Consider the following 19,765-nt stretch of genomic DNA (forward strand, 5'->3'; position numbering starts at 1 on the left):
TTTCCTCCCCGAACCGTTAAGCCGCCAGCGGCTGCCCGCACAGCGATTGCAGCAGCTGGCGCCATGCCGGCAGCTCCGGCTTGCCCGGCTTGCGATCGCCAAAAAATTGCACGATCAGCTCGCCGTCCGCGCCATAGAGTTCGAGCGAAGTCACCCAGCCATCGCTGGTCGGCTTGTTGACGACCCACGACGACACCACGGCGTCGGTGTTCAGGTGCAGGTTGAAGGTTTCATCGAGCACGTTGAACCACGGGCCGGTGCGCACCAGGTTGCTGACCGGACCGGTGTGGATCTGCACGATGCCCGGGTTGGCCACGAAGCACATGATCGGCAGCGCTGTCTCGGCGGCGCGCATCAGCATGATTTCGACGGTATCGTTGGCAACCTTTTGCGCCAGGTCCTGACCGACCGCGCTCAGCGCGCCAAGGCGCGACACCTTGAACTGGCGCAGCATGCCGAAGAAGTCGTGCGTGTCGGTGAGCCCGCGCCAGTGCGCGCGCAGCGCGGTGGCGTCGCCGGGCGCATCGGCCTCTTCGGTCCGCGCCAGCGGCTCGGCCACGACCGGGGTCTGGCTGGCCGCGGCAAAGCGCGCCACCAGCGCATCCCACGCGGCACCGTCGGTCTGTTCGGTGCGATACACCTTGTGCACGGCCTCGCCGCGCTGGTCGAAGAACTGGAGGCTCCGGCGGCCGTTCTCGGTCACCGCGTAGAAGTACTTCCAACTCGCGAAGAACATGCGCAGGTCGATATCGGGACCGAGCACGATGCCGACCGGGCCGCCGGCCCGGATGTCGAGGTAGGTACCGTGGCGTTCATGCACAGCCGAGTCATTGCGCGACAACGCCATGACGCGGCCGAGCGTTCCCAGTTCGCGGAACAGCGGCTGCGCGGGGCCGGCCAGTTCCAGCGAAGTCACGCCGCACCCGGCGGCAACTAGCGCGGCTTCGGGCACGCCAAGGTGCAGCGCGCGTTCGCGGATGCGCAGCCTGGGCGAATCATCGACCAGTTGTTGGTGACGGGCGCGCAGGGATTCGATGCTGTCGTATTCCATGTGGATAAGTGTTGCGAATAGCGTTCGTGAGAAGGCAGCGAGGGCTGCGCGGCCCCGCAGGGCCGCGGCGCATCGCCCCCGTCGTCGTGGTGTCGCGTCAGGGCTGGACGTCGAACTCGAAGGTCCAGGTCTGCTTGCTGGAAGCGTTGTTCGGGTCCGCGTACGCGATCTGCGTCAGGTGGAAGCGGGCGTAGGTATTGCCCTCGCCGCCGCGCAGCAGGCTGGCGCCGTCTGCATTGGCCTTGATCACGTGGGCCACCGCGGGCAATCCGGCCGACGCGGCTGCGGTGGCAGTCGGGTAATACGTGTACCAGCCGAAGTTCAGCGGGTCAGGGTAGCTGCCGGTCTGCTTCGGATTCAGCGACGATGCGGTGGTGTCCTTCACCCACGCGCTGGCGGTCGCGGGCACATCGAGGCTCGCCGAGGTCAGGTCGGACAAGGTAGCGGCCAGGTTCGACGAGTCCGTGAACTTTGCGGGCACCGGCTTCTTGTCGGCATCGTAGAAGCCGGCCGGCGTCTTGCCGACATAGCCGGCGACCTTGCCGCTGCCCGATTCGCCACCGTTGAGCTTGAAGGTGTAGCGGTTGAACGCGATGTGCCAGTTGCCCGAGGCGGTCGTCACGGCGCCGGCTTGCAGGTCGTAGTAGACCCAGTCGCTGGCTGCGCTGACCTGGGCGGTGCGCACGGTCTGGCTCACGTCGCTGCGGTCTACCCAGCGGAATGACGGATTGCCCGATGTGGTGCCACTCGGGCCGCCGTAGTAGCCCGTGACCTGCAGCGCGAAGACCGGCGAAACGGAGGTGCCGACCGGATCGGGCCTGGTGCTGTCGGTGGTGATCAGGATGGTGCGGAAGTTCGGGTACAGCAAGTGGTCGTTGGCTCCGCCCACGCCGTACTCGAATACGGCCGAGGCGATATCGTTGGTGCCCGAGAACACGCCGCTGGCCGCGTCCTTGAAGAACAGCGTGCTCGGAATGGCGCCACTCTTCGGATCGGTCGTGGCGTTCTGCCAGGTCCGCAGTTCGGCCCAGGTGTGGTCGAACGGGCCGCCGAATGCGCCGCCCGCGCCGGTGCCGCTGGTGCCGCTGTTGGTCCACAGCGTCGCGGTCATGCCGCTGCCCTTGACCTTCAGGTCCCAGGCATTGCCCGAGCAGTCGGCGACTTCGGCCTTCGCGTTGAAGTCGTAGCAGATGGCGCTGCCGCTGGCGGGCATGGCGAAGGTCCACTTGGCGGACTGCGTGAAGCCATTGGTCGTGCCACCGGTGTTGCCGCTGTTTCCGCTATTGTCCGAACCGGAGCTATCGGAATTGCCGGAATTGCCGCTGGTGCTGCCTGCGCTCGTGCCGGCGTCATCGCCGCCACCGCCGCACGCGACCAGTACCAGTGCTGTCGCGATGGCGACCAGCGTAGATGTCGAGATGCGATTCATTGCAAATTCCCTCTCCTGTGATTTCCCTTTGTGTTCCCCGATGAATCAAAAAGTGCCGTCGGTGTTGAAGCGCGCGCCGAGATAGACGAAGCGGCCTGCCACGGGGCCAAAGTCGCTGGCATTTGAAAAGTCGCGCTGGCGGTCGAACAAGTTGTTGACGCCAATGAACGCCGTCACGCCGCGGCCGATCTTCTGGTTCAGTACGAGATCGAGCGTCGACCAGCCCGGCGAGCGCGCGCCCGTGGTGGAATCCACCAGTTCGCTGCTCTGGAAGCGGCCACGCACGGAAAGGCCGGTGCGGGAGAACACGCGCCAGTCCAGCCCCAGGCGCGCCATGCTGCGCGGGCGGCGGGTGAGTTCGGTGCCGTTGTCGAGGTCTTCGGTATCGGTATAGGTGTAGGCGGCGTTCAGGCCGATCCGGCTGGTTGCCTGCCAGCGCACCGAGGTCTCGATGCCTTGCGTGCGCGCCCGCGCGACGTTGCGGTAGGTGTAGAGCGCCACACCGTTGACCACGGCGAAGTTGCTCATGTCGGTCTGGATCAGGTCCGTGACGCGGTTGTAGAACAGGTTGGTGTCGACCGTCACGCGGTCGCGCCAGCTCAGCGTGCCGCCCAACTGGAAGCTGTTGGACGACTCCGGCTTCAGGTTCGGGTTGCCGAGCACCATGTAGCCGAGCGAGCTGTGATCGAACAGGAAATGGCGTTCCTTCAGGTTTGGCACGCGATAGCCTTGGCCGAAGTTGGCACGCGCCACGCCCTTCCAGTCTTCGCTCGCCAGCAGGTTCGCGCGCACGCCGACCTTGGGCGCGAAATGGCTGCCGAAATCGGAGTCATGCTGGCCGCGCAGCCCGGCCACGATCTCCCAGGTATCGCTGAGAATGATGTCGTCCTGCACATAGAGCTCGCTGGCGGTGCGCACCGCGTTGCCGAGCAGTTCGGAGGTGCCGTTGGCCGTCTGGCTGAGGGTTTCGTGGTGGAAGTCGCCGCCGACCTGCCACAGCTGGGATTTCCGCGCCGGCAGATCGAGCTGCAGCGAGACGTGGTCGGTGCGCATTGAAGCGTTGCGCGTGGCGGTCTGGAAGTTGTTCGAGTACTCGTGCGTGGTGCTGTCGTAGTCTTCGGTCACGCCGGCAAGACGAGCGGTCAGGCCGTTGTCGAAGCGCCATTTGCCGCCGCCGGTGAAGCGGTTGCGCGAGATGTCCTCGGTCTTGCGCTGCGGCACGTAGAACGGTGGCGCGTAGTACTGGTAGCGCTGCTCGTCGTTCTCGCGATAGGCGCTGGCATCGATCCAGAACTTGCCGGCGGCAGAGGGCAGCCACTCGAGGCGGCCGGCATATTGCTCGCGGCGCACGGCATCGCCGTGGCGCGTCCAGCCATCGGGATCCACCGCAAAGCCCTTGTTGTCGAGCGCATCGGCGCTCACGCGCGCGCGCCAGGTTTCTCCGCCGCCTTCGACCCGGACATTGCCGTGCAGCTGTCCGGGACTGCCATCGGCGTTCTGCGCGCCGTAGGAGCCCGCGTCGGCTGACACCGCCCCCGCGAAGCCGCGCGCGATCGGGCGGGTGATGACGTTGATCACGCCGCCCATCGCCGAACTGCCGTACTGGGCCGAACTCGCACCCTTGACCACCTCGACGCGATCGACTTCGGTCAGCAGGTATTGCGATACATCCACCGTCGAGCCGGTGCTGGCGCTGACCGGCAGCCCGTCGATCAGGATCAGCACCTGGTCGCTGGTCATGCCCTGCAGCGTGACTTCGTAGCCGGACTTGCCATGGATCTCGCGCAACTGGAGGCCGGGCACGTTTTCGAGCGCGTCCTTGAGCGTGCGGGCATGGGTTCGCGCGATCTCCTTGCCGTCGACCACCTCGGTGCGCACCGGCGTTTCATCGAGCGTCTTCTCCGAACGGGTGCCGGTGACCACGACGGTCGGCAGGGCATCCGCGTCGGCTGCCTCGGCCACGGCTGGTGCCAACCATGGGCAAAGCAATGCGATGGCGATAGCGAGGGGCCGATGGTGGCGAGAGCAACGATTTGAGCGCACAGCGGAGGTATACGTTTCGACTAGATGCAAATGATAATGGTTAACATTCTCATCTACAATAAGCTGTGGAGTTCACATACCACCACGGCTTCTCGCGGTGCTGCGCGGCAAGCTCTAGGGAGCGACGCTTGGAAAGGAGGGGCGCGGCACGGTATACGCCGCGTTTAGGCAGGATCCGTAAACCTGACTCGTCGCTGACAGGAATGATCTGACTGCTGTCTTTAATACTGTTTACGTATACGTAGATAGTAGTAGTAGGTAAACGTCACGCCTGGGTGTGGATAACCGCTCTTTTTCTTTGTGGATCAAGAGGTTGCAATAAAGACAACCCTATGGAGCGATGGCCGCTGCACCGGGATATCCGGAACCTTCCGTATACGTCGGCAAAAACGGCGCCCGTTTTGTCCGTATACGGCTCACAGCGCGCCCCCAGGCGGAGCACAGCTTTCCCGTGCAGTTATCCCCAGGCCGGGGCGTAGATATCCACAGGGCGCTCAGTGGGGCGCTCGGGGCGCGGAGGTGTATACCGGATCGACATGGGTCATGACGTTCAGCACGCCGTGGCTGACCACGGTGCGCCGATGCGCTTCGGCCGCGATGGCATGGCCTTGGGCTACCGTGAGGTTGGCATCGATTTCCAGATGCACGTCGACGAGTATCTGGTCGCCCATCTTGCGCGTGCGCAGGTCATGGACGCCCAGCACGCCCGGCGTTTCGAGGATGGTGTGCCGGATCGCCTCGACGGTTTCGGCATCGGCGGCGCGGTCCATCAGGTCATTGAGCGCGTCCCAGCCGAACTTCGCGCCCATGCGCGCCACCATCAGGCCCACCACGACGGCGGCCACCGGATCGAGCACGTGGTAGCCGAGCAGGTTGCCGCCGATGCCCAGCGCCACCACCAGCGAGGACGCGGCATCCGAGCGCGCGTGCCAGGCATTGGCCACCAGCATGCCCGAGCGCACCCGCTTGGCCACGGCCAGCATGTAGCGGAACAGCAGCTCCTTGGACAGCAGCGCGACCGCGGCCACCCATAGCGCGATCGGCTTGACCGCCTGGGCACCCTGCGGATGCTGGATCTTGCCGACCGCCGACCACAGCATGCCCAGCCCGACCGCCAGCAGCAGGCAGCCCAGTACCAGCGAGGCGGCGGTTTCGTAGCGCCGGTGGCCGTACTGGTGATCGGAGTCCGGGCCCTTGCGGCCGTGGTGGCCGGCCAGCAGGACGACGAAGTCCGACAACAGGTCAGACAGCGAGTGCAGCGCATCGGCAAGGAGCGCCTGCGAGCCCGCCCACAGCCCGGCCACGGCCTGGGCCAGGCTTAGCCCGATATTGACCGCGACACTGACCAGCGTGCTGCGCCGGCCGGCAAGGTAATCGGCGTGTGCGTCCGCTGCGCGGCGCACGGAAGGATCCTGAAGGGGCATGATGGTTCAGCGCTCCACCGCGGCGACCAGGTTGGCGCGCACGCGCTGCAGCAGGGTGATCAGTTGTTCTTGCTCTTGCGGCGTGAAGCCGCGCATGGCTTCGCCGGCGATCTCGTCGCCGACGCGCCGCGCCCGGTCCAGCGCCTTGCGGGCCTTGCCGGTCATCTGCACGAGACGCTCGCGGCGGTCGTCCGGGTTGGGCCGGCGCAGGATCCAGCCACCCTCCTCCATGCGGTCGAGCAGCCGCCCCGCCGAAATCGGCGCTACCTCGAGAATGTCGGCCAGGCTGGCCTGGTTGATCTCGCCGTGGTGGGCCAGGTAGGCGAGCGCGCGGCATTGCGCGCGCGTAAGGTCCAGCGTGGACTTCGCCAGGTCGTCGAAGCGCTTGCCGCACAGGCGGCCCACGTCGGTGACCAGGAAGCCAAGGCGTTTTTCCGATTCCGATTCCATCGCGCGACTATAGCCGAAGAACCATGACAGTGAACGGGCCGGCACACGGCCCGCGCGGAGCCAGCGCACAAGGCCTGGCCGGCCATATAATAAGCACGCTTATCAATCGAACAGCCCCCACCGTCTCCCATGTCTTCCATTGCCCGGCAGGCCGGCGCCGACACGCCGCTGAACCGGCCGATGATCACGGTATCGATCATGCTGGCCACGCTGATCCAGACGCTGGACAGCACCATCGCCAACGTCGCGCTGCCCCATATGCAGGGCGCGTTGTCGGCATCGCAGGACGAAATCACGTGGGTGCTGACCTCGTACATCGTGGCGGCAGCCATCGCCACGCCGCTGACCGGGTGGCTGTCCGACCGCCTGGGCGTGAAAAAGCTGCTGCTGGTCGCCATCGGCGGCTTCACCGTGGCCTCGGCTTTTTGCGGACTGGCCGACACGCTGCCTCAGATCGTGGCAGCGCGCCTGCTGCAGGGGGTCTTCGGGGCGTCGCTGGTGCCGCTGTCGCAGTCCATCCTGCTCGACATCAACCCGCCCTCGCGGCAAGGCCAGGCCATGGCGGTCTGGGGCATGGGCGTGATGGTCGGCCCGATCCTCGGCCCGACGCTGGGCGGCTGGCTGACCGACAGCTACAACTGGCGCTGGGTGTTTTTCATCAACGTGCCGATCGGCGCGTTCGCGATGTTCGGCGTTATGACCTTCCTGCCCGACCGGCCGCCGCGCCGCGAAGTCCGGTTCGACGCGTTCGGCTTTGCCACGCTGAGTCTGGCCATCGGCGCGTTGCAGGCCATGCTGGACCGCGGCGAGCAGCTCGACTGGTTCAGCTCGCTCGAAATCCGCATCGAGGCGATGCTGGCGCTCATCAGCTTCGCCTACTTCGTCGTGCACACGGCCACCGCCGGTTCGAAGTCCTTCTTCCGCTATGAACTGCTGAAGGACCGCAACTTCGCCACCGGCACCTGCTTCATCTTCGTCATCGGCGCGGTCATGTACGCGACGCGCGCGCTGCTGCCACCGATGCTGCAGGGGCTGATGCAGTATCCCGTGGCCACCACCGGCCTGGTCACCGCGCCCAGCGGCGCCGGCACCATGGTGGCGATGCTGCTAGCGGGCCGCCTGCTGCGGCGCATCGACGCGCGGCTTCTGCTCTTGTCGGGGTTCCTGATTTCCGCGTTCGCGCTGTGGCAGATGATGCACTACACCATTGTGCTGTCGATGTCCGATATCGTCTGGCCCGGCGTGATCCAGGGTTTCGGGCTTGGGCTGGTATTCGTGCCGCTCAGCGCGCTGACATTTTCCACGTTGCGGCCGGATCTGCGTGCCGATGGCACCGCCACCTACAGCCTGGTGAGAAATATCGGCAGCAGCATCGGCATCTCGGTCATCCAGTCGCTGATGACGCGCAACACGCAGGTCGCGCACGCCGACCTGGCCGCGCATGTCAGCGTCTTCAACCCGAACCTGCAGTCGATGGTGGCGAACGGCTCGCGCACCGACCTGCTGGCGCTGAACCATGCCATCAACCAGCAGGCGTCGATGATCGCCTACCTCAACGATTTCAAGCTGATGTTCATCGCCACGCTGCTGGTCGTACCGCTGATCCTTCTGGTTCGCCCCGCCCGGCAGGTTCCGGCCGACATGGCGCACGCAGCGATGGACTGAGCGGCGGCCGTCGCCTGCAAGAGACGAGACAGGTGTATGGAGACGTAACAGCGCTGGCGATCCTGCTGTGACGTACTACCGTACAACTTGCGTCCCCGATGTCGACGTCCAAGGAGTTCGCATGGCAATCCGGTCGCTTGCTTCGCATAGCACATCACAATTGCGCCGCCTGATCGGCCAGATGCAGGCGGAGGTCGATGCGCTCGAGCATTTGTCCGCGCCGGACCCGGATATGCAGAGCCGGCTCGGCTATGCCACGGCACGGCTGCGGGACGGGATCGAGGCGGTGGAGGATGCGCTGCAGTCATTGCGGGCGCTGCAACAGGTACGGCCTTCGGCGCTGAAGGTTAAGCGGGGGCCGCGGGTGGCGTGAGACACGGCGAAGAAACGCGGAAGACAAAAAGCAAAAGGGCTCGGAACGAATTCCGAGCCCTTTGTGCTTTGTATCTGGTGGACCGAAGGAGGATCGAACTCCCGACCTCTGCATTGCGAACGCAGCGCTCTCCCAGCTGAGCTATCGGCCCGACGCGGATGATTGTAGCCTACTTCCGTTTGACGCTTCAATCGGTACCCGCCGGGTGACGATCCCGCACAACATCACGCCGCCATGCCCGGATTCCGGTCCATGCCGACCACGCGCGGCTGGTTCAGCGGGCGGGCGCTGACTTCCTTGCTGGCCCGCAGCCACTGGGCCATGACGTCCCAGATCGGCGCGCCGCCCGTCTGGCGCGCCTCTTCGGCCACCGGCGCCCAGCCGGCCACCTTGTAGGTCTTGCCGGCATCCAATGGCTGGCCGTTCAGGCGCATGTCGCTGATGCGCTTGCCCATGCCGGCGTTCGGATCGATGGTGTATTGCAGCCCGCCCACGCGCACCATGTCGCCGCCCTGCTGGTAGTACGGGTCCGGGTTGAACAGGTTGTCGGCCACGTCTTCCAGGATGGTCTTGATGGTCTCGCCGCTCATGTCCGTCACCGTGGTGTACGGATAGGTGATGGCAGTCTGGTCCATTAGGTGTTCCATGGTGATGGCCTCGCCCGGCAGCAAGGTAGTGCCCCAGCGGAAGCCCGGAGAAAACGCGATCTGCGCGCCCTGCACTTCCATCAGGCCGTCGAGAATCAGCTGGTCGAACGTGCCGTTGAAATTGCCGCGCCGGTACAGCAGGCCGCGGTTCACGGCCAGCACTTCGCCGAGCTTCTGTTCGTACGGGGCGCGGACCTTCTTGATCAGCGCGTCCATGGCCGGATCCGCCGGCAGGTAGTTGGCGAACACCGGTAGCAGGCGATAGCGGAAATCCGTCACCTTGCCGTTTTTCACGTCGAAGTCCAGCACGCCCAGGAACTTGCCGTTGGAGCCCGCGTTGGTGACCAGCGTGGTGCCGCCGGCATTCTTCACCGGCACCGGCGCCGGCATGCCGTCATGCGTGTGGCCGCCCAGGATCGCGTCGAGCCCGCGCACGCGCGAGGCCAGCTTCAGGTCGACATCCATGCCGTTGTGCGACAGCAGTACCACCACCTGCGCACCCTTGCTGCGCGCATCGTCGATGACCTGCTGCAGGTTCTCCTCCTGGATGCCGAAGGTCCAGTCCGGCACGAAATAGCGCGGGTTGGCGATCGGCGTGTACGGGAATGCCTGGCCGATGATGGCCACCGCCACGCCGTTGATGTCGCGTATCACGTACGGATCGAAGACCGGATCGCCGAAGTCGTTGGTCTTGATGTTCTGCGCCAGGAACGAGACCTTGTCCTTGAAGTCCTTTTCGACGATTTCCTTGACGCGGTCGGCGCCGAGCGTCATTTCCCAGTGCGGCGTCATGACGTTGACGCCGAGCGCCAGCGCCGCGTCGACCATGTCCTGGCCCTTGGTCCACAGCGCGGTGGCGGAGCCCTGCCAGGTGTCGCCGCCATCGAGCAGCAGCGCTCCGGGCCGGCTGGCCTTCATGCGCTTGACCAGCGTGGCTAGGTGCGCAAACCCGCCGACCTTGCCATAACGCTGCGCGGCCTCGTTGAAGTCCAGGTAGGTGAACGCATGCGCCTGCGGCGTGCCGGGGCGGATGCCGTAGTGGCGCAGCAGCGCGTCGCCGACCAGGTGCGGCGGCTTGCCGGCATAGGCGCCGATGCCAAGGTTGACGTTGGGCTCGCGAAAGTACACCGGCCGCAGCTGCGCATGGCAATCGGTGAAATGCAGCAGGTGGACATTGCCAAAGCGCGGCAGGTCGTACATGGCCTCGGCGGACTTCGCCGCCTGGGCCGCGCTGGCGGGAAAGCTCATGCCACCCGCGCCGGCAATGGCCAGCACCTGCAGGAACTCGCGTCGGTTCATGTCGTCTCTTCCTGTCGAATCGGCGTGCCGGTGCGCACCTTGCAAGGCCTGCAAGGCGCTTCCGGCATCGGTTTCATATTGGCCGCGTGGCGACAGGCGTCGGCGCACGCGGCAAGGCAATGATTCAGGGCTTCGCGTAACGGTCGAGCGCTGCGACCTCGTCTTCGAGCATCTCGCCCACTTCCTTCTGCACCACGCGCCCGCGCGCGTCGATCACATACAGCTCCGGCAGGCCCTTGCGCGGGCTGATGGCGCTGCGCAGTGCCGGCGAATCCATCGTGACCGGGAAGGTGTAGCCGCGCTTGCGCAGGTACTCGGCGGCCTCGCGCGGATCCTTATCGATGCTGACGGTCAGCACCTGCAGCGGCGTGCCGCGCGTGCGCTCGTAGAGTTTCTGCAGGCGCGGATTCTGCATGGCGCAGAACGGGCACCACGAGGCCCACACCTCGACGATCAGCGGCTTGCCGGCGAGCGATGCGGCGCTGACGGTGCGGCCATCGAGCGTCTGCACATCGGGCAGCCGCACGGTGTCGCCGACCTCCAGCGCGCCGGCGCTCCCGGCGCCTGCCATCAGGCCAACGGCCAGCAGCCACGCGATGAAGGCGGTGCGAGCACGCAGCATGCCCGTGCCCTTACTGGTTGACCGGCGAAGCCGGGTCCAGCAGCAGCGCCATCACGTCGCGGATCTGCGTTTCGGTCAGGATGCCCTTGTGGCCGAAGCGCGGCATGTTGGAGCAGGCCGCATACGCGCTGGAGTCCCAGATCTTGCCCCAGGTGTACTTGACCACGTCCTCGGAATTGCCGCGCAGCTTGCCGTATTGGTACAGCGACGGGCCGATATTGCCGAACGAGATCTCCGCCTTGGTCATCTGGTGGCAGGCATAGCAGTTGCCGCCGTTGGTGCCGCCTACCTTGTCGGAGAACTGCATGCCGCGGCCGTTCTGCGCGACCTTCTCGCCTTCCTTCCAGTCGCCCAGCCACTGGCCGTCGGCAGGGTACTTCACCTGCTTGAGCTCGCCCGCTTCAATCTTCTTTGCAGTAGCCGCCGGCACCTTGGAGCGGTCCGGGTACTGGCTGCAGGCCTGCTGCATGGCGTCCTGGTTGAGCACGCCCTCGACCGTGGCCGGCCCCTTCGAAGTGAACGAGCCTTCGATCAGGTGCTTCATGTCGGCGCTGCTGACGGCGGCGACCTTGGCCTTCGCCGTCGGCTTGGCCTTGGCGCTGTCCTGCGCGATCGCGCCGGTGCTCGCGGCCAGTGCCAGTGCGGCGGCCGCCCACACGCCGTATTGCTTGGTGAATCGTTGCATGTCTGTCTCCCGTGCTGGTCAGCGCTTCATGGCGGGGCCATCGTAGGTGCCGCCGTTGGCGTTCCTGGCCAGGAACATGGTGAGGGCGGTGATCACGTCCGAGCCGTAGGCCGGCTCGGGAAAGCGCTGCTGGCGCAGGCAGTCGTACAGGCGGTGCTGCATGGTGCGTACCTCGCCCTGCGAGACACGGTAGGCGGGCCACGTCGTGTAGGCCGCCTGCGCACCTTTCTCGCTCAGCAGGTTGGGCAGGTCCTGCAGCCGGATGCGCTGGCCGTCCACCGCGTGGCAGGTGGCGCAGGCAAAGTCATAGGCGCCGCCGCGGTAGAAGAACATCTTCTGGCCGAGCGCGTAGGTACGCTGCTCTTCCGGGTGGCTGAGCTGCACGTTCATCTTCACGCCGCGCGATTCGGCGGTCAGGTACGAGACCAGGCGCTCGATGTCCGACGGCTTGCCCGACGACGAGAACGGATTGGCCATCGCCTGTTCCTGGGTCAGGCCCTGCAGCGTCACGCGGCAATAAGCCAGGCGCTGCTCCAGGTCCATGACCTTGCCGGTGTCCTTGAAGTAGCGCGGCAGTTCGGCGTAGGCGCCCTTGGTCACGCCCGGGCCCTTGCCCAGGTCGCACTGTTCGAGCGAGACGTTCTTCGGGCCGGCGGGCTTTTTCCACAGCTCTTCGCCGGCGGCTTCCCACAACTCGGCGGGATTGCCTTCGGCCAGCATCTGGCGGTACTTGGCGATTTCGTCGGCGGTGCTGCCCTGCGCGTGCACGGCGGCCGCCAGGGTCAGCGCAGCCGCACCGGCCGCGGCCAGCGCGGCGCCCGTGGCAAGGCGTCGGATCTTGGTCATTGGGGGCTTCTCCTCCCGGCCGCTCGTGCGCCGGGTCATTCTTCTGTTGCCGGGCCTTCCGGAGCCCGGGCCATCCTCAAGGCTTGATGTAGGCGTAGCCTTCGTCAAACTGCAGGCGGGCGATTTCCACCACGCCGGCCGGTACGATCTTCGATTCCATCAGCAGGCTCGACTCGGAGATCTTGCGTGCGTTCAGCGTATTGCGGCAGACGCGGAATTCGACACCGGCCGAAGCCAGCGCGCCTACCGGGCCGTCAAAGGTGTTGCCGCGCGAATCCTTGGCGCCTTCCACCAGGAAATCCACGCCGTAGCCGAACGCGACCACGACGATCTTGGTCCCCGGCGCGCCGTTCAGGTGGTTGCGCAGGTTGCCCATCGCGCGCACCGCCTGGTCGATGCCTTCCGAAAGCTGGTACACCACCTTGACGCGCCCGCCCTTGCCTGCCGGCGCCGTCTGCGCCGCCGCCTTGGCCGCCAGTCCGATGGCGGCCAGTGCCGCCGATGCCCGAATGAATGCTCGCCGCATGATTGTTCCCGAGGTCAGTTTCCGACCAGAACCATAGCAGACGACAGCCGCGCGCGCCGGGCCGCCTTTGCGTCGACGATTCGTCGCTGATCAGGCGATCGTCGCTTCGTCGGTGCGCTTGTCGCCGCGGTTGTCGATCCAGGTCACGGTGACCTTGTCGCCCTTGGCGCCGCCCTTGAACTTGAAGTTCAGGAACGGGTCCTTGGACACCGCCGGGCCGAACTGGGCACGGAACACTTCCTTGCCCTTGCACTGGGCGCTCACGGTCTGGATATGCCACGCCGGAATGGTCTTGCCGGCGCTGTCCTTGCGCTGGCCGGTTTCCATGTCGTGCTTCATCAGAATCTTGACGTCTGTCACGCCGCCGTTTTCGGTGGCGCGTACGCGCATCGGGTCTGCCATGGTTCTCTCCTGTTGCAGATGTTCGTGGTGTCGCGGGGCGCGGGGCTCAGCCGCCGCAGCCGCCCAAGGTGACCTTGATTTCCTTGGATGCCACGTACCACTTGCCGCCGGCCTTGACCGCGGCATGCACCACGGAGGTCTGGCCCATCTTCACGCGCGTGGAGACGAACGGTTCGGTGCCCGCCGGGATCACGAAATCCGCGGCCAGCGTGTTCGGGTTCTTCTCGACCAGGATGGCGATCTGCTCGGTATCCGGGATCGTGCTGGTCACGGCCACCGGCACCACGGCGCCGTTTTCGGCGATATCCGGGGCGTTGAAGGTGATGGCGGTGCTCTTTTCGGTGCCACTGCCGCCGAGGGCCTTGATGACATCGGCCACGCTCTTGCCGTCAAAGGCGGTCTTGTTCCACTCGGCTGCCTGCGCTTCGGTGATCAGGCCCGTTGCGGCCATCAGCGACAGGACAGCGGTGACCCGCAGTACTTCTCTTCGTTTGGAATTCATTGTGCTTTGCTCTCCGGCTACTCCGTTCCCAGTCGTGGTCGACCGCCAGGGCGGTGCTTGCTGCATGCGGCCGGTGCTTGGCCGGCCGCTGTGCTCTGTGTCCAGGCCCGCGCGGCGGATGCCGGCCGGCCTGTTGCATCGGTGCGCTGGCCCTTGCGGGCCGGTGCTTACTTGGCCGGCGCGCCAGCCAGGACCCACTCCACCACGGTCTTCGCCTCGGCGTCGCTCAGGCCAGTGTTGGCGGGCATCGGCACAGGACCCCACACGCCCGAACCACCGGTCTTGACCTTCTTGGTCAGCGTCGCAAGGGCGTTCTTGTCGCCCTTGTACTTGGCGGCCACGTCCTTGTAGGCGGGACCAACCAGCTTCTTGTCGACCTGGTGGCAACCCATGCAGGCGTTCTTGTTGGCAATCTCCTGTGCCTTGGCGGCATCGACCGCGTGGGCCGATGCGGCGGCGCCAAGCATCAGCGCTGCGATGACAAACTGCTTCATTATTAAGCTCCAAGCTTTGTATAGCCGTGGGGACGGCAAAGGCAACGCCACAACCGGACTGCGCTGCGGCGCAACACACGCTGGCCGCCGCCTGGGGGCACTCCAGCGGCCAGCCCGCTATTTTGCCTCAAGAATCCACCCCACCATGGCGCGGATGTCCGAATCGGGAATCTGAGGCTGCGGCGGCATCGGCACGCTGCCCCACGCGCCCTGCCCGCCCGCCTTGACCTTGCGCTCCAGCGCGGCATGGGCGTCACCCTGCCCGCGATATTTGCCGGCGATCTCCGAAAATGACGGCCCCACCACTTTGCGGTCGAGCGCATGGCACGCCATGCACTGGTACTGGCCGGTCAGTCTGGCCCCGGGCGCCACTGGCGCCGCAGCAACCGGTACGGCTTGCGCGGAAGCCAGCGCCGCCACGCCGCGCGTCGGCCCGAAGGCGCGCTGCTGCTGCGACAGGTCACCGTGCGAATCGCGCGCGTAGTCCGGCATGGCCGAGACTACCTTCACCGTCGCTTCGCAGTTTTCCATGCACGCCGTGTTGTGCGTATCAGGCTTTCCGCGCCCCGGCCACATGCCGTGGTCCGTGGTCATGCCGTTGCGGTTCGGCATCTTGCGCTGAACCTCGGCGATGTTCGCGTCCGACAGCGTGAAGTCTGCCGGCACGATCTCGCCCAGGTTCAGCAGGTACGCTGTGACGGCATAGACATCGTCGGCGTTCAGGCTGCGCGGCGCATTCCATGGCATGGCGCGATGGATGTAGTCCCACAGCGTGCTGACCGTGCTGACTTTCATCAGCGTGGTTCGGTATGGCTGGTTGCCGGTCATCGCGGCGACGCGGCCGTTGCGGATATCCTCGGCCGTGGTGCCGCCGACGATCGGCGAGAAGACTTCGTTCGATTCGCCGAAATCGCCGTGGCACGACGCGCACTTGCCGTCCCAGATCTTCTGACCCTGGGCCACCGTGCCACTGCCCTTGGGCAGCCCCTTGAAATCGGGGCGCACGTCGATATCCCAGGCCGCGACCTCGGCCGCGGTCGCGGTTCGGCCCAGTGCCGCGCGGGCCGCGGCCGTGTCTGCCGTACCGGCCCAGGCCGTCGAGGCCAGGCAGCCGGCCGCCAGCGCCAGCGCGCGCGCCGTGTCAGCCCACGTGGACATTGGACACCTCCCCGCTCCGGGCCACCTGCCAGCTCTGGATAGCGTTGTTGTGATAGATCGAGCGCGTGCCGCGCACCGCGCGCAGCTGCGCCATCTTCGGTTGCACGTAGCCGGTTTCGTCGATCGCGCGGCTTTGCAGGATGGCCGGCCCGCCATCCCAGTCCCAGTCGAGATTGAAGCGCGTCAGGCACTTGGAAAGCACCGGCGTCTCCAGCCGTGCCGTGCGCCAGTTGCGCCCGCCGTCGGTCGAGACATCCACGCGGCGCACGCGCCCGCGCCCGGACCATGCCAGCCCGCTGATGTTGTAGAAGCCCTTGCCGACCATCTGCTGCCCGCCCGACGGCGAGGTGATGACCGACTTGCATTCCTGGATCGAGGAATACTGGCGCAGCTTGCCGTCCGGCATCATGTCCACGTAGTGGATGGTCTCGTCCTTGGCGTTCCAGGGCTGATCGCCCAGCTCCAGCCGGCGCAGCCACTTGACCCATGACACACCCTGCACGCCCGGCACCACCAGCCGCAGCGGATAGCCGTTCTCCGGGCGCAGCATCTCGCCGTTCATGCCCCAGGCGACGATGATCTCGTCGGCCAGCTCCATCGGGATGGTGCGCGTCATGCCGGAGCCGTCGCCGCCCTCGGCCAGCAGGTACTTGCCGCGGCGCAGGTCCGCGCCGGCGTCGTCCAGCAGCACCTTGAGCGGCACGCCGGTGAATTCGCAGCACGACAGCATGCCGTGGGTGTACTGCACCGTCGGCACCGCCACGTTGCCCCACTCCATGCCGGTATTGGCGCCGCACTCGATGAAATGCATGCGCGACACCGACGGCAGGCGCATCAGGTCGTCCATCGTATAGACGCGCGGCGCCTTGACCAGTCCGTTGATCATCAGGCGGTGGCGGACGGGATCGATGTCTTGCCAGCCCTGATGGTGCCGCTCGAAATGCAGGCCGCTGGGCGTGATGATGCCGAACAGCCCCTGCAGCGGCGCGAAGGCGACCGAGGCCGCCGAGACGCGCGTCAGGCCCGGCGACTCGCGCCGCACAAGGTTCTTCTCATGGACCGAAGGCTGCCCGTACGGCCGCGCCGCCACGGGCTGGCCCAGCGTCGTGGCCCACGGCTGCGGCTCCAGGATGGCGGGATCACCATCGGCGGCCAGCGCGCGCCGGCCCAGTCCGGCCGCGGCGATGCCGGCGGCGGCGCCAAGGAAGCTCTTGCGCAGGAAGTCCCGGCGCGGGCTGTCCAGGCCGTGCCGGTCGATGTCCTGCTGCAGCGTGGGGCTGACGAAGTGTTCGGGCGCTGGCACGATGCGCCCGCGCGGATTCCGTTCCTGCAATGCCGTCTCCTCCGGCACGCTCGCCACGGCGGCGCGCCTGTTCTGATGCGGTCTGCAGGAAGAGCCAGGCTACTGCGCGGCCTTGCGGCGCCGGGCGGGTGGCGGTTCAGGCTGGGCCATGAAGCGGTCCACCGCGCCGGAGGCCAGGGCATTGTCCTCCAGCCGGCTGGCCACCTGCACGCAAACCGTGCGGCACAGCTCCACCACGCTTTCGTCCGCAATGGCGTAGTACACCAGGTTCGCCTCCTTGCGGCGCGACAGCACGCCCGAGCGGTACATCGCGTTGAGATGCCGTGACACGTTGGTCTGCGACGAACCCACCGTCTCCACCACCGTATTCACCGGCTTCTCGCCGTCGCACAGTGCGTGCAGGATTTTCAGCCGCGTAGGCTCCGCCAGCAGGCTGAAATAACCCGACACCTTTTCGAACACGCGATCCAGCTCTTCCATGGCTTCCAATATATTCGTATATGCGTGATTGCGCATATAGTGTTTACCCATTGATGCGGAACAGCATGATTGTGCCGCCTGTGGCACGGCGGCACCAGAACCCACGCGTCTTCAGCGGCGTGCGAAGCGCCGGCCGACCCACAACCGGCCGCCGAAGACATTGAGCAGCAGCCCCGCCATCACCACGGCGGCGCCGGCCCATTGGGCCAGCGACAAGTCTTCGCCAAGCAGCCCGTGCGCGGCCAGCAGCCCCACCACCGGCACCAGCAGCGTGAGCGGCGCCACCTGGCTGGCCGGGTAGCGTGTCAGCAGCCGGCCCCACATGGTGTAGCCGAAGATGGTCGCGGCGAAGGCCAGGTACAGCACCGCGAACATCGCCGCGCCGGAGACATGGGTGAGGCTTGCCGCGATGCGCGCCGGCCCCTCGAACCACAGCGACAGCAGCGCAAAGGGCACGATCGGGATCAGCGCCGCCCACACCACCAGGCCCAGCAGGTCGACCGGACCGATCGTCTTGCTCACGATATTGCCGCTTGCCCAGCAGGCCGCGCCGCACAGTGTCAGCAGGAATCCGGCGACGCTCATGCCCCCCGGGGCCGTACCCGTTGCAGCGCCCGAACCGATCAGCACCAGTCCGCAAGCGGCCACCAGCATGCCGGCAAGGTTATGCCAGCGCACCGGCTCGCCGAGCCACAGCGCGGCGATGCCCACCGTGAAGAAGACCTGCGACTGCAGCACCAGCGACGCCAGCCCGGCGGGCATGCCGACTGCCATCGCATAGAACAGGAACGCGAACTGCCCGAGGCTGATGGTCATGCCATAGGCCAGCAACATGCGCAGCGGCACGCGCGGGCGCGGGATGAAGAAGATGGCCGGAAACACCACCAGGCAGAAGCGCAGCGCGCCCAGCAGCATCGGCGGAACACCGGCCAGTCCGACCTTGATAACAACGAAATTGACGCCCCAGACGCAGACGATGGCCAGGGCTAGGAGACGGTCTTTGGCTTGCATGGGGACGGGGCGCGGATCGGAAAGCTCCAGCGTAGCAGCCCCCCGGGGCGGGGGCATTGCACGTTCTTGCGGTTCTTGCGAAGCCGGCTACCCCAACATATCCGCCCAGATCCCCTTCGCCCACGCCAGCGCGAAATCGCCCTCCGGCACATTGGGCGCCGCCGACAGTCCGCCCGATCCGGGCACCGTCACCATCGTCTTCTGCGCGGCATCGTAGCGATGCACGCTGGCCACATGCACCGCTTCGCGATCCGACGTGAAGCTGTAGCAGGTGTTGTTATAGAGCGGCTCGGCGTCCGGCGTGCCGCCCGAGAGCAGCGCGACGATGGCCGCCGCCGCGACCTTGCCATGCTGGTTGGCCATGTGCCCCGATTTAGGCATCAGCGGCGCGATCTGGATGGCGTCGCCGAGGACGTGGATGTTGGGCACGGCGATCGATTCGAAGGTCAGGAAATCCACCTCGCACCAGCGGCCATTGGCCGTGGCCAGTCCGGCCGACACGGCAATCGCGCCGGCCCGCTGCGGCGGCAGCACGTTGAGCACGTCGGCCCGTTCGTCATCCTGCACGTCGAACTTGAGGGTGCGCGTGGCGGCGTCGACATCGACGGCGTTGTACTGCGGCCGGTACTCGACCATGCCCTGGTACTGCGTGCCCCAGACCTGGCGGAACAGCGCCGCCTTCGAGGTGATGTCCGGATTGGCATCGAGGATCAGCACCTTGCTGCGCGGCTTGTGCCGGCGGAAATAGTGCGCCACCTGGCAGGCCCGCTCGTAGGGGCCCGGCGGGCAGCGGTAAGGCGCCAGCGGAATGCTGATGGCAAAGGTGCCGCCGTCCGGCATGGCTTCGAGCTGGCGGCGCAGCGCCAGCGTCTGCGGACCCGCTTTCCAGGCATGCAGGATCTGGTCGCCGCCGGGCTGCTGCAATCCGGGCAAGGCGTCGCTGAGCATGTCGACGCCGGGCGACAGCACCAGGCGGTCATAGGGCAGCGTGGCGCCGCCGGCCAGGCGTACCGTGCGCCTGCCGGCGTCGATGGCCAGCGCGCGGTCGCGAACCAGCTTCACGCCGTGACGGCGCACCAGCGCGTCATAGGACACGGTGATGTCCTCCATGCGCCGGCTGCCGCCGATCACAAGATTGGACAGCGGACATGAGACGAAGGCCGGATCGGGCTCTACCAGCGTGACATCGATCTTGTGGCCGCTCCACTCGCGCAGATAACGCGCCGCGGTGGCGCCGCCGTACCCGCCGCCAATCACCACCACTTTCGCCGGCGCTGCCGCGTGCGCGCCCAGCGTACCCAGTGCAGCGGCGCCGGCCGCCGCTTTGAGGAAGTCGCGTCGTTGCATGGCGTTCT

General features: G+C 66.4%; 20 protein-coding genes and 1 tRNA gene. 2 read left to right on the forward strand and 19 right to left on the reverse strand.

Annotated elements, in window-relative coordinates:
- Positions 1 to 16: 16 nt before the first annotated feature.
- From ACIGJB_RS15910 to ACIGJB_RS15930, 5 genes are all read right to left on the reverse strand, one after another.
- On the reverse strand, positions 17 to 1,051 hold the full coding sequence (locus tag ACIGJB_RS15910) for a hemin-degrading factor (RefSeq protein ID WP_483730639.1): 1,035 nt from the start codon (positions 1,049 to 1,051) through the stop codon (positions 17 to 19).
- A 97-nt stretch (positions 1,052 to 1,148) separates the two neighbouring features.
- A complete protein-coding gene (locus ACIGJB_RS15915; protein ID WP_483730640.1) occupies positions 1,149 to 2,480 on the reverse strand; it encodes an HmuY family protein in 1,332 nt (443 codons plus the stop codon).
- A gap of 45 nt (positions 2,481 to 2,525) precedes the next feature.
- Positions 2,526 to 4,442, reverse strand: a complete 1,917-nt coding sequence (locus tag ACIGJB_RS15920; RefSeq protein ID WP_483730641.1) for a TonB-dependent receptor plug domain-containing protein — start codon at positions 4,440 to 4,442, stop codon at positions 2,526 to 2,528.
- Between the two features lie 575 nt (positions 4,443 to 5,017).
- Positions 5,018 to 5,947 (reverse strand): cation diffusion facilitator family transporter, encoded by a 930-nt coding sequence (locus tag ACIGJB_RS15925; protein WP_483730642.1) that lies wholly within the window; start codon positions 5,945 to 5,947, stop codon positions 5,018 to 5,020.
- Between the two features lie 6 nt (positions 5,948 to 5,953).
- Positions 5,954 to 6,397 (reverse strand): MarR family winged helix-turn-helix transcriptional regulator, encoded by a 444-nt coding sequence (locus tag ACIGJB_RS15930; protein ID WP_483730643.1) that lies wholly within the window; start codon positions 6,395 to 6,397, stop codon positions 5,954 to 5,956.
- Positions 6,398 to 6,526: 129 nt separating this feature from the next.
- Here ACIGJB_RS15930 and ACIGJB_RS15935 point away from each other — a divergent pair, with 129 nt between their 5' ends.
- On the forward strand, positions 6,527 to 8,062 hold the full coding sequence (locus ACIGJB_RS15935) for a DHA2 family efflux MFS transporter permease subunit (protein ID WP_483730644.1): 1,536 nt from the start codon (positions 6,527 to 6,529) through the stop codon (positions 8,060 to 8,062).
- A gap of 121 nt (positions 8,063 to 8,183) precedes the next feature.
- Positions 8,184 to 8,435: a hypothetical protein gene (locus tag ACIGJB_RS15940; protein ID WP_483730645.1), complete on the forward strand. Its 252-nt coding sequence runs from the start codon at positions 8,184 to 8,186 to the stop codon at positions 8,433 to 8,435.
- A 75-nt stretch (positions 8,436 to 8,510) separates the two neighbouring features.
- On the opposite strand, the gene ACIGJB_RS15945 is transcribed toward ACIGJB_RS15940, so the two are convergent.
- The 14 genes from ACIGJB_RS15945 to ACIGJB_RS16010 form a co-directional block, all read right to left on the reverse strand.
- Positions 8,511 to 8,586: transfer RNA gene (locus tag ACIGJB_RS15945), tRNA-Ala, on the reverse strand.
- Positions 8,587 to 8,659: 73 nt separating this feature from the next.
- On the reverse strand, positions 8,660 to 10,381 hold the full coding sequence (soxB, locus tag ACIGJB_RS15950) for a thiosulfohydrolase SoxB (RefSeq protein ID WP_483730646.1): 1,722 nt from the start codon (positions 10,379 to 10,381) through the stop codon (positions 8,660 to 8,662).
- Positions 10,382 to 10,505: 124 nt separating this feature from the next.
- Positions 10,506 to 11,003 (reverse strand): TlpA family protein disulfide reductase, encoded by a 498-nt coding sequence (locus tag ACIGJB_RS15955; RefSeq protein WP_483730647.1) that lies wholly within the window; start codon positions 11,001 to 11,003, stop codon positions 10,506 to 10,508.
- Between the two features lie 10 nt (positions 11,004 to 11,013).
- Positions 11,014 to 11,688 (reverse strand): sulfur oxidation c-type cytochrome SoxX, encoded by a 675-nt coding sequence (gene soxX / locus ACIGJB_RS15960; RefSeq protein WP_483730648.1) that lies wholly within the window; start codon positions 11,686 to 11,688, stop codon positions 11,014 to 11,016.
- 18 nt (positions 11,689 to 11,706) lie between these two features.
- Positions 11,707 to 12,534, reverse strand: a complete 828-nt coding sequence (soxA, locus tag ACIGJB_RS15965; protein ID WP_483730649.1) for a sulfur oxidation c-type cytochrome SoxA — start codon at positions 12,532 to 12,534, stop codon at positions 11,707 to 11,709.
- A gap of 76 nt (positions 12,535 to 12,610) precedes the next feature.
- On the reverse strand, positions 12,611 to 13,060 hold the full coding sequence (locus ACIGJB_RS15970; RefSeq protein WP_483730650.1) for a DsrE family protein: 450 nt from the start codon (positions 13,058 to 13,060) through the stop codon (positions 12,611 to 12,613).
- Between the two features lie 90 nt (positions 13,061 to 13,150).
- A complete protein-coding gene (soxZ, locus tag ACIGJB_RS15975) occupies positions 13,151 to 13,462 on the reverse strand; it encodes a thiosulfate oxidation carrier complex protein SoxZ (RefSeq protein ID WP_483730651.1) in 312 nt (103 codons plus the stop codon).
- Positions 13,463 to 13,508: 46 nt separating this feature from the next.
- Positions 13,509 to 13,964 (reverse strand): thiosulfate oxidation carrier protein SoxY, encoded by a 456-nt coding sequence (gene soxY / locus ACIGJB_RS15980; protein ID WP_011299383.1) that lies wholly within the window; start codon positions 13,962 to 13,964, stop codon positions 13,509 to 13,511.
- Positions 13,965 to 14,131: 167 nt separating this feature from the next.
- A complete protein-coding gene (locus tag ACIGJB_RS15985; protein WP_483730652.1) occupies positions 14,132 to 14,458 on the reverse strand; it encodes a c-type cytochrome in 327 nt (108 codons plus the stop codon).
- Between the two features lie 117 nt (positions 14,459 to 14,575).
- Positions 14,576 to 15,616 (reverse strand): c-type cytochrome, encoded by a 1,041-nt coding sequence (locus ACIGJB_RS15990; RefSeq protein WP_483730653.1) that lies wholly within the window; start codon positions 15,614 to 15,616, stop codon positions 14,576 to 14,578.
- Positions 15,600 to 16,949: a sulfite dehydrogenase gene (soxC, locus tag ACIGJB_RS15995; RefSeq protein ID WP_483730654.1), complete on the reverse strand. Its 1,350-nt coding sequence runs from the start codon at positions 16,947 to 16,949 to the stop codon at positions 15,600 to 15,602. Before soxC ends, ACIGJB_RS15990 begins: the two co-directional genes overlap by 17 nt.
- Positions 16,950 to 17,018: 69 nt before the next feature.
- Positions 17,019 to 17,435 (reverse strand): ArsR/SmtB family transcription factor, encoded by a 417-nt coding sequence (locus ACIGJB_RS16000; protein ID WP_483730655.1) that lies wholly within the window; start codon positions 17,433 to 17,435, stop codon positions 17,019 to 17,021.
- Between the two features lie 75 nt (positions 17,436 to 17,510).
- Complete coding sequence (locus ACIGJB_RS16005; RefSeq protein ID WP_483730656.1) at positions 17,511 to 18,410, reverse strand: EamA family transporter; 900 nt, start codon at positions 18,408 to 18,410, stop codon at positions 17,511 to 17,513.
- Positions 18,411 to 18,497: 87 nt separating this feature from the next.
- Positions 18,498 to 19,757 carry an FCSD flavin-binding domain-containing protein gene (locus ACIGJB_RS16010; RefSeq protein ID WP_483730657.1) on the reverse strand — a complete coding sequence of 420 codons (1,260 nt, stop codon included), beginning with the start codon at positions 19,755 to 19,757 and terminating at the stop codon, positions 18,498 to 18,500.
- Between the last annotated feature and the right edge of the window lie 8 nt (positions 19,758 to 19,765).

The organism is Cupriavidus sp. C2SS-8b (assembly GCF_057073745.1).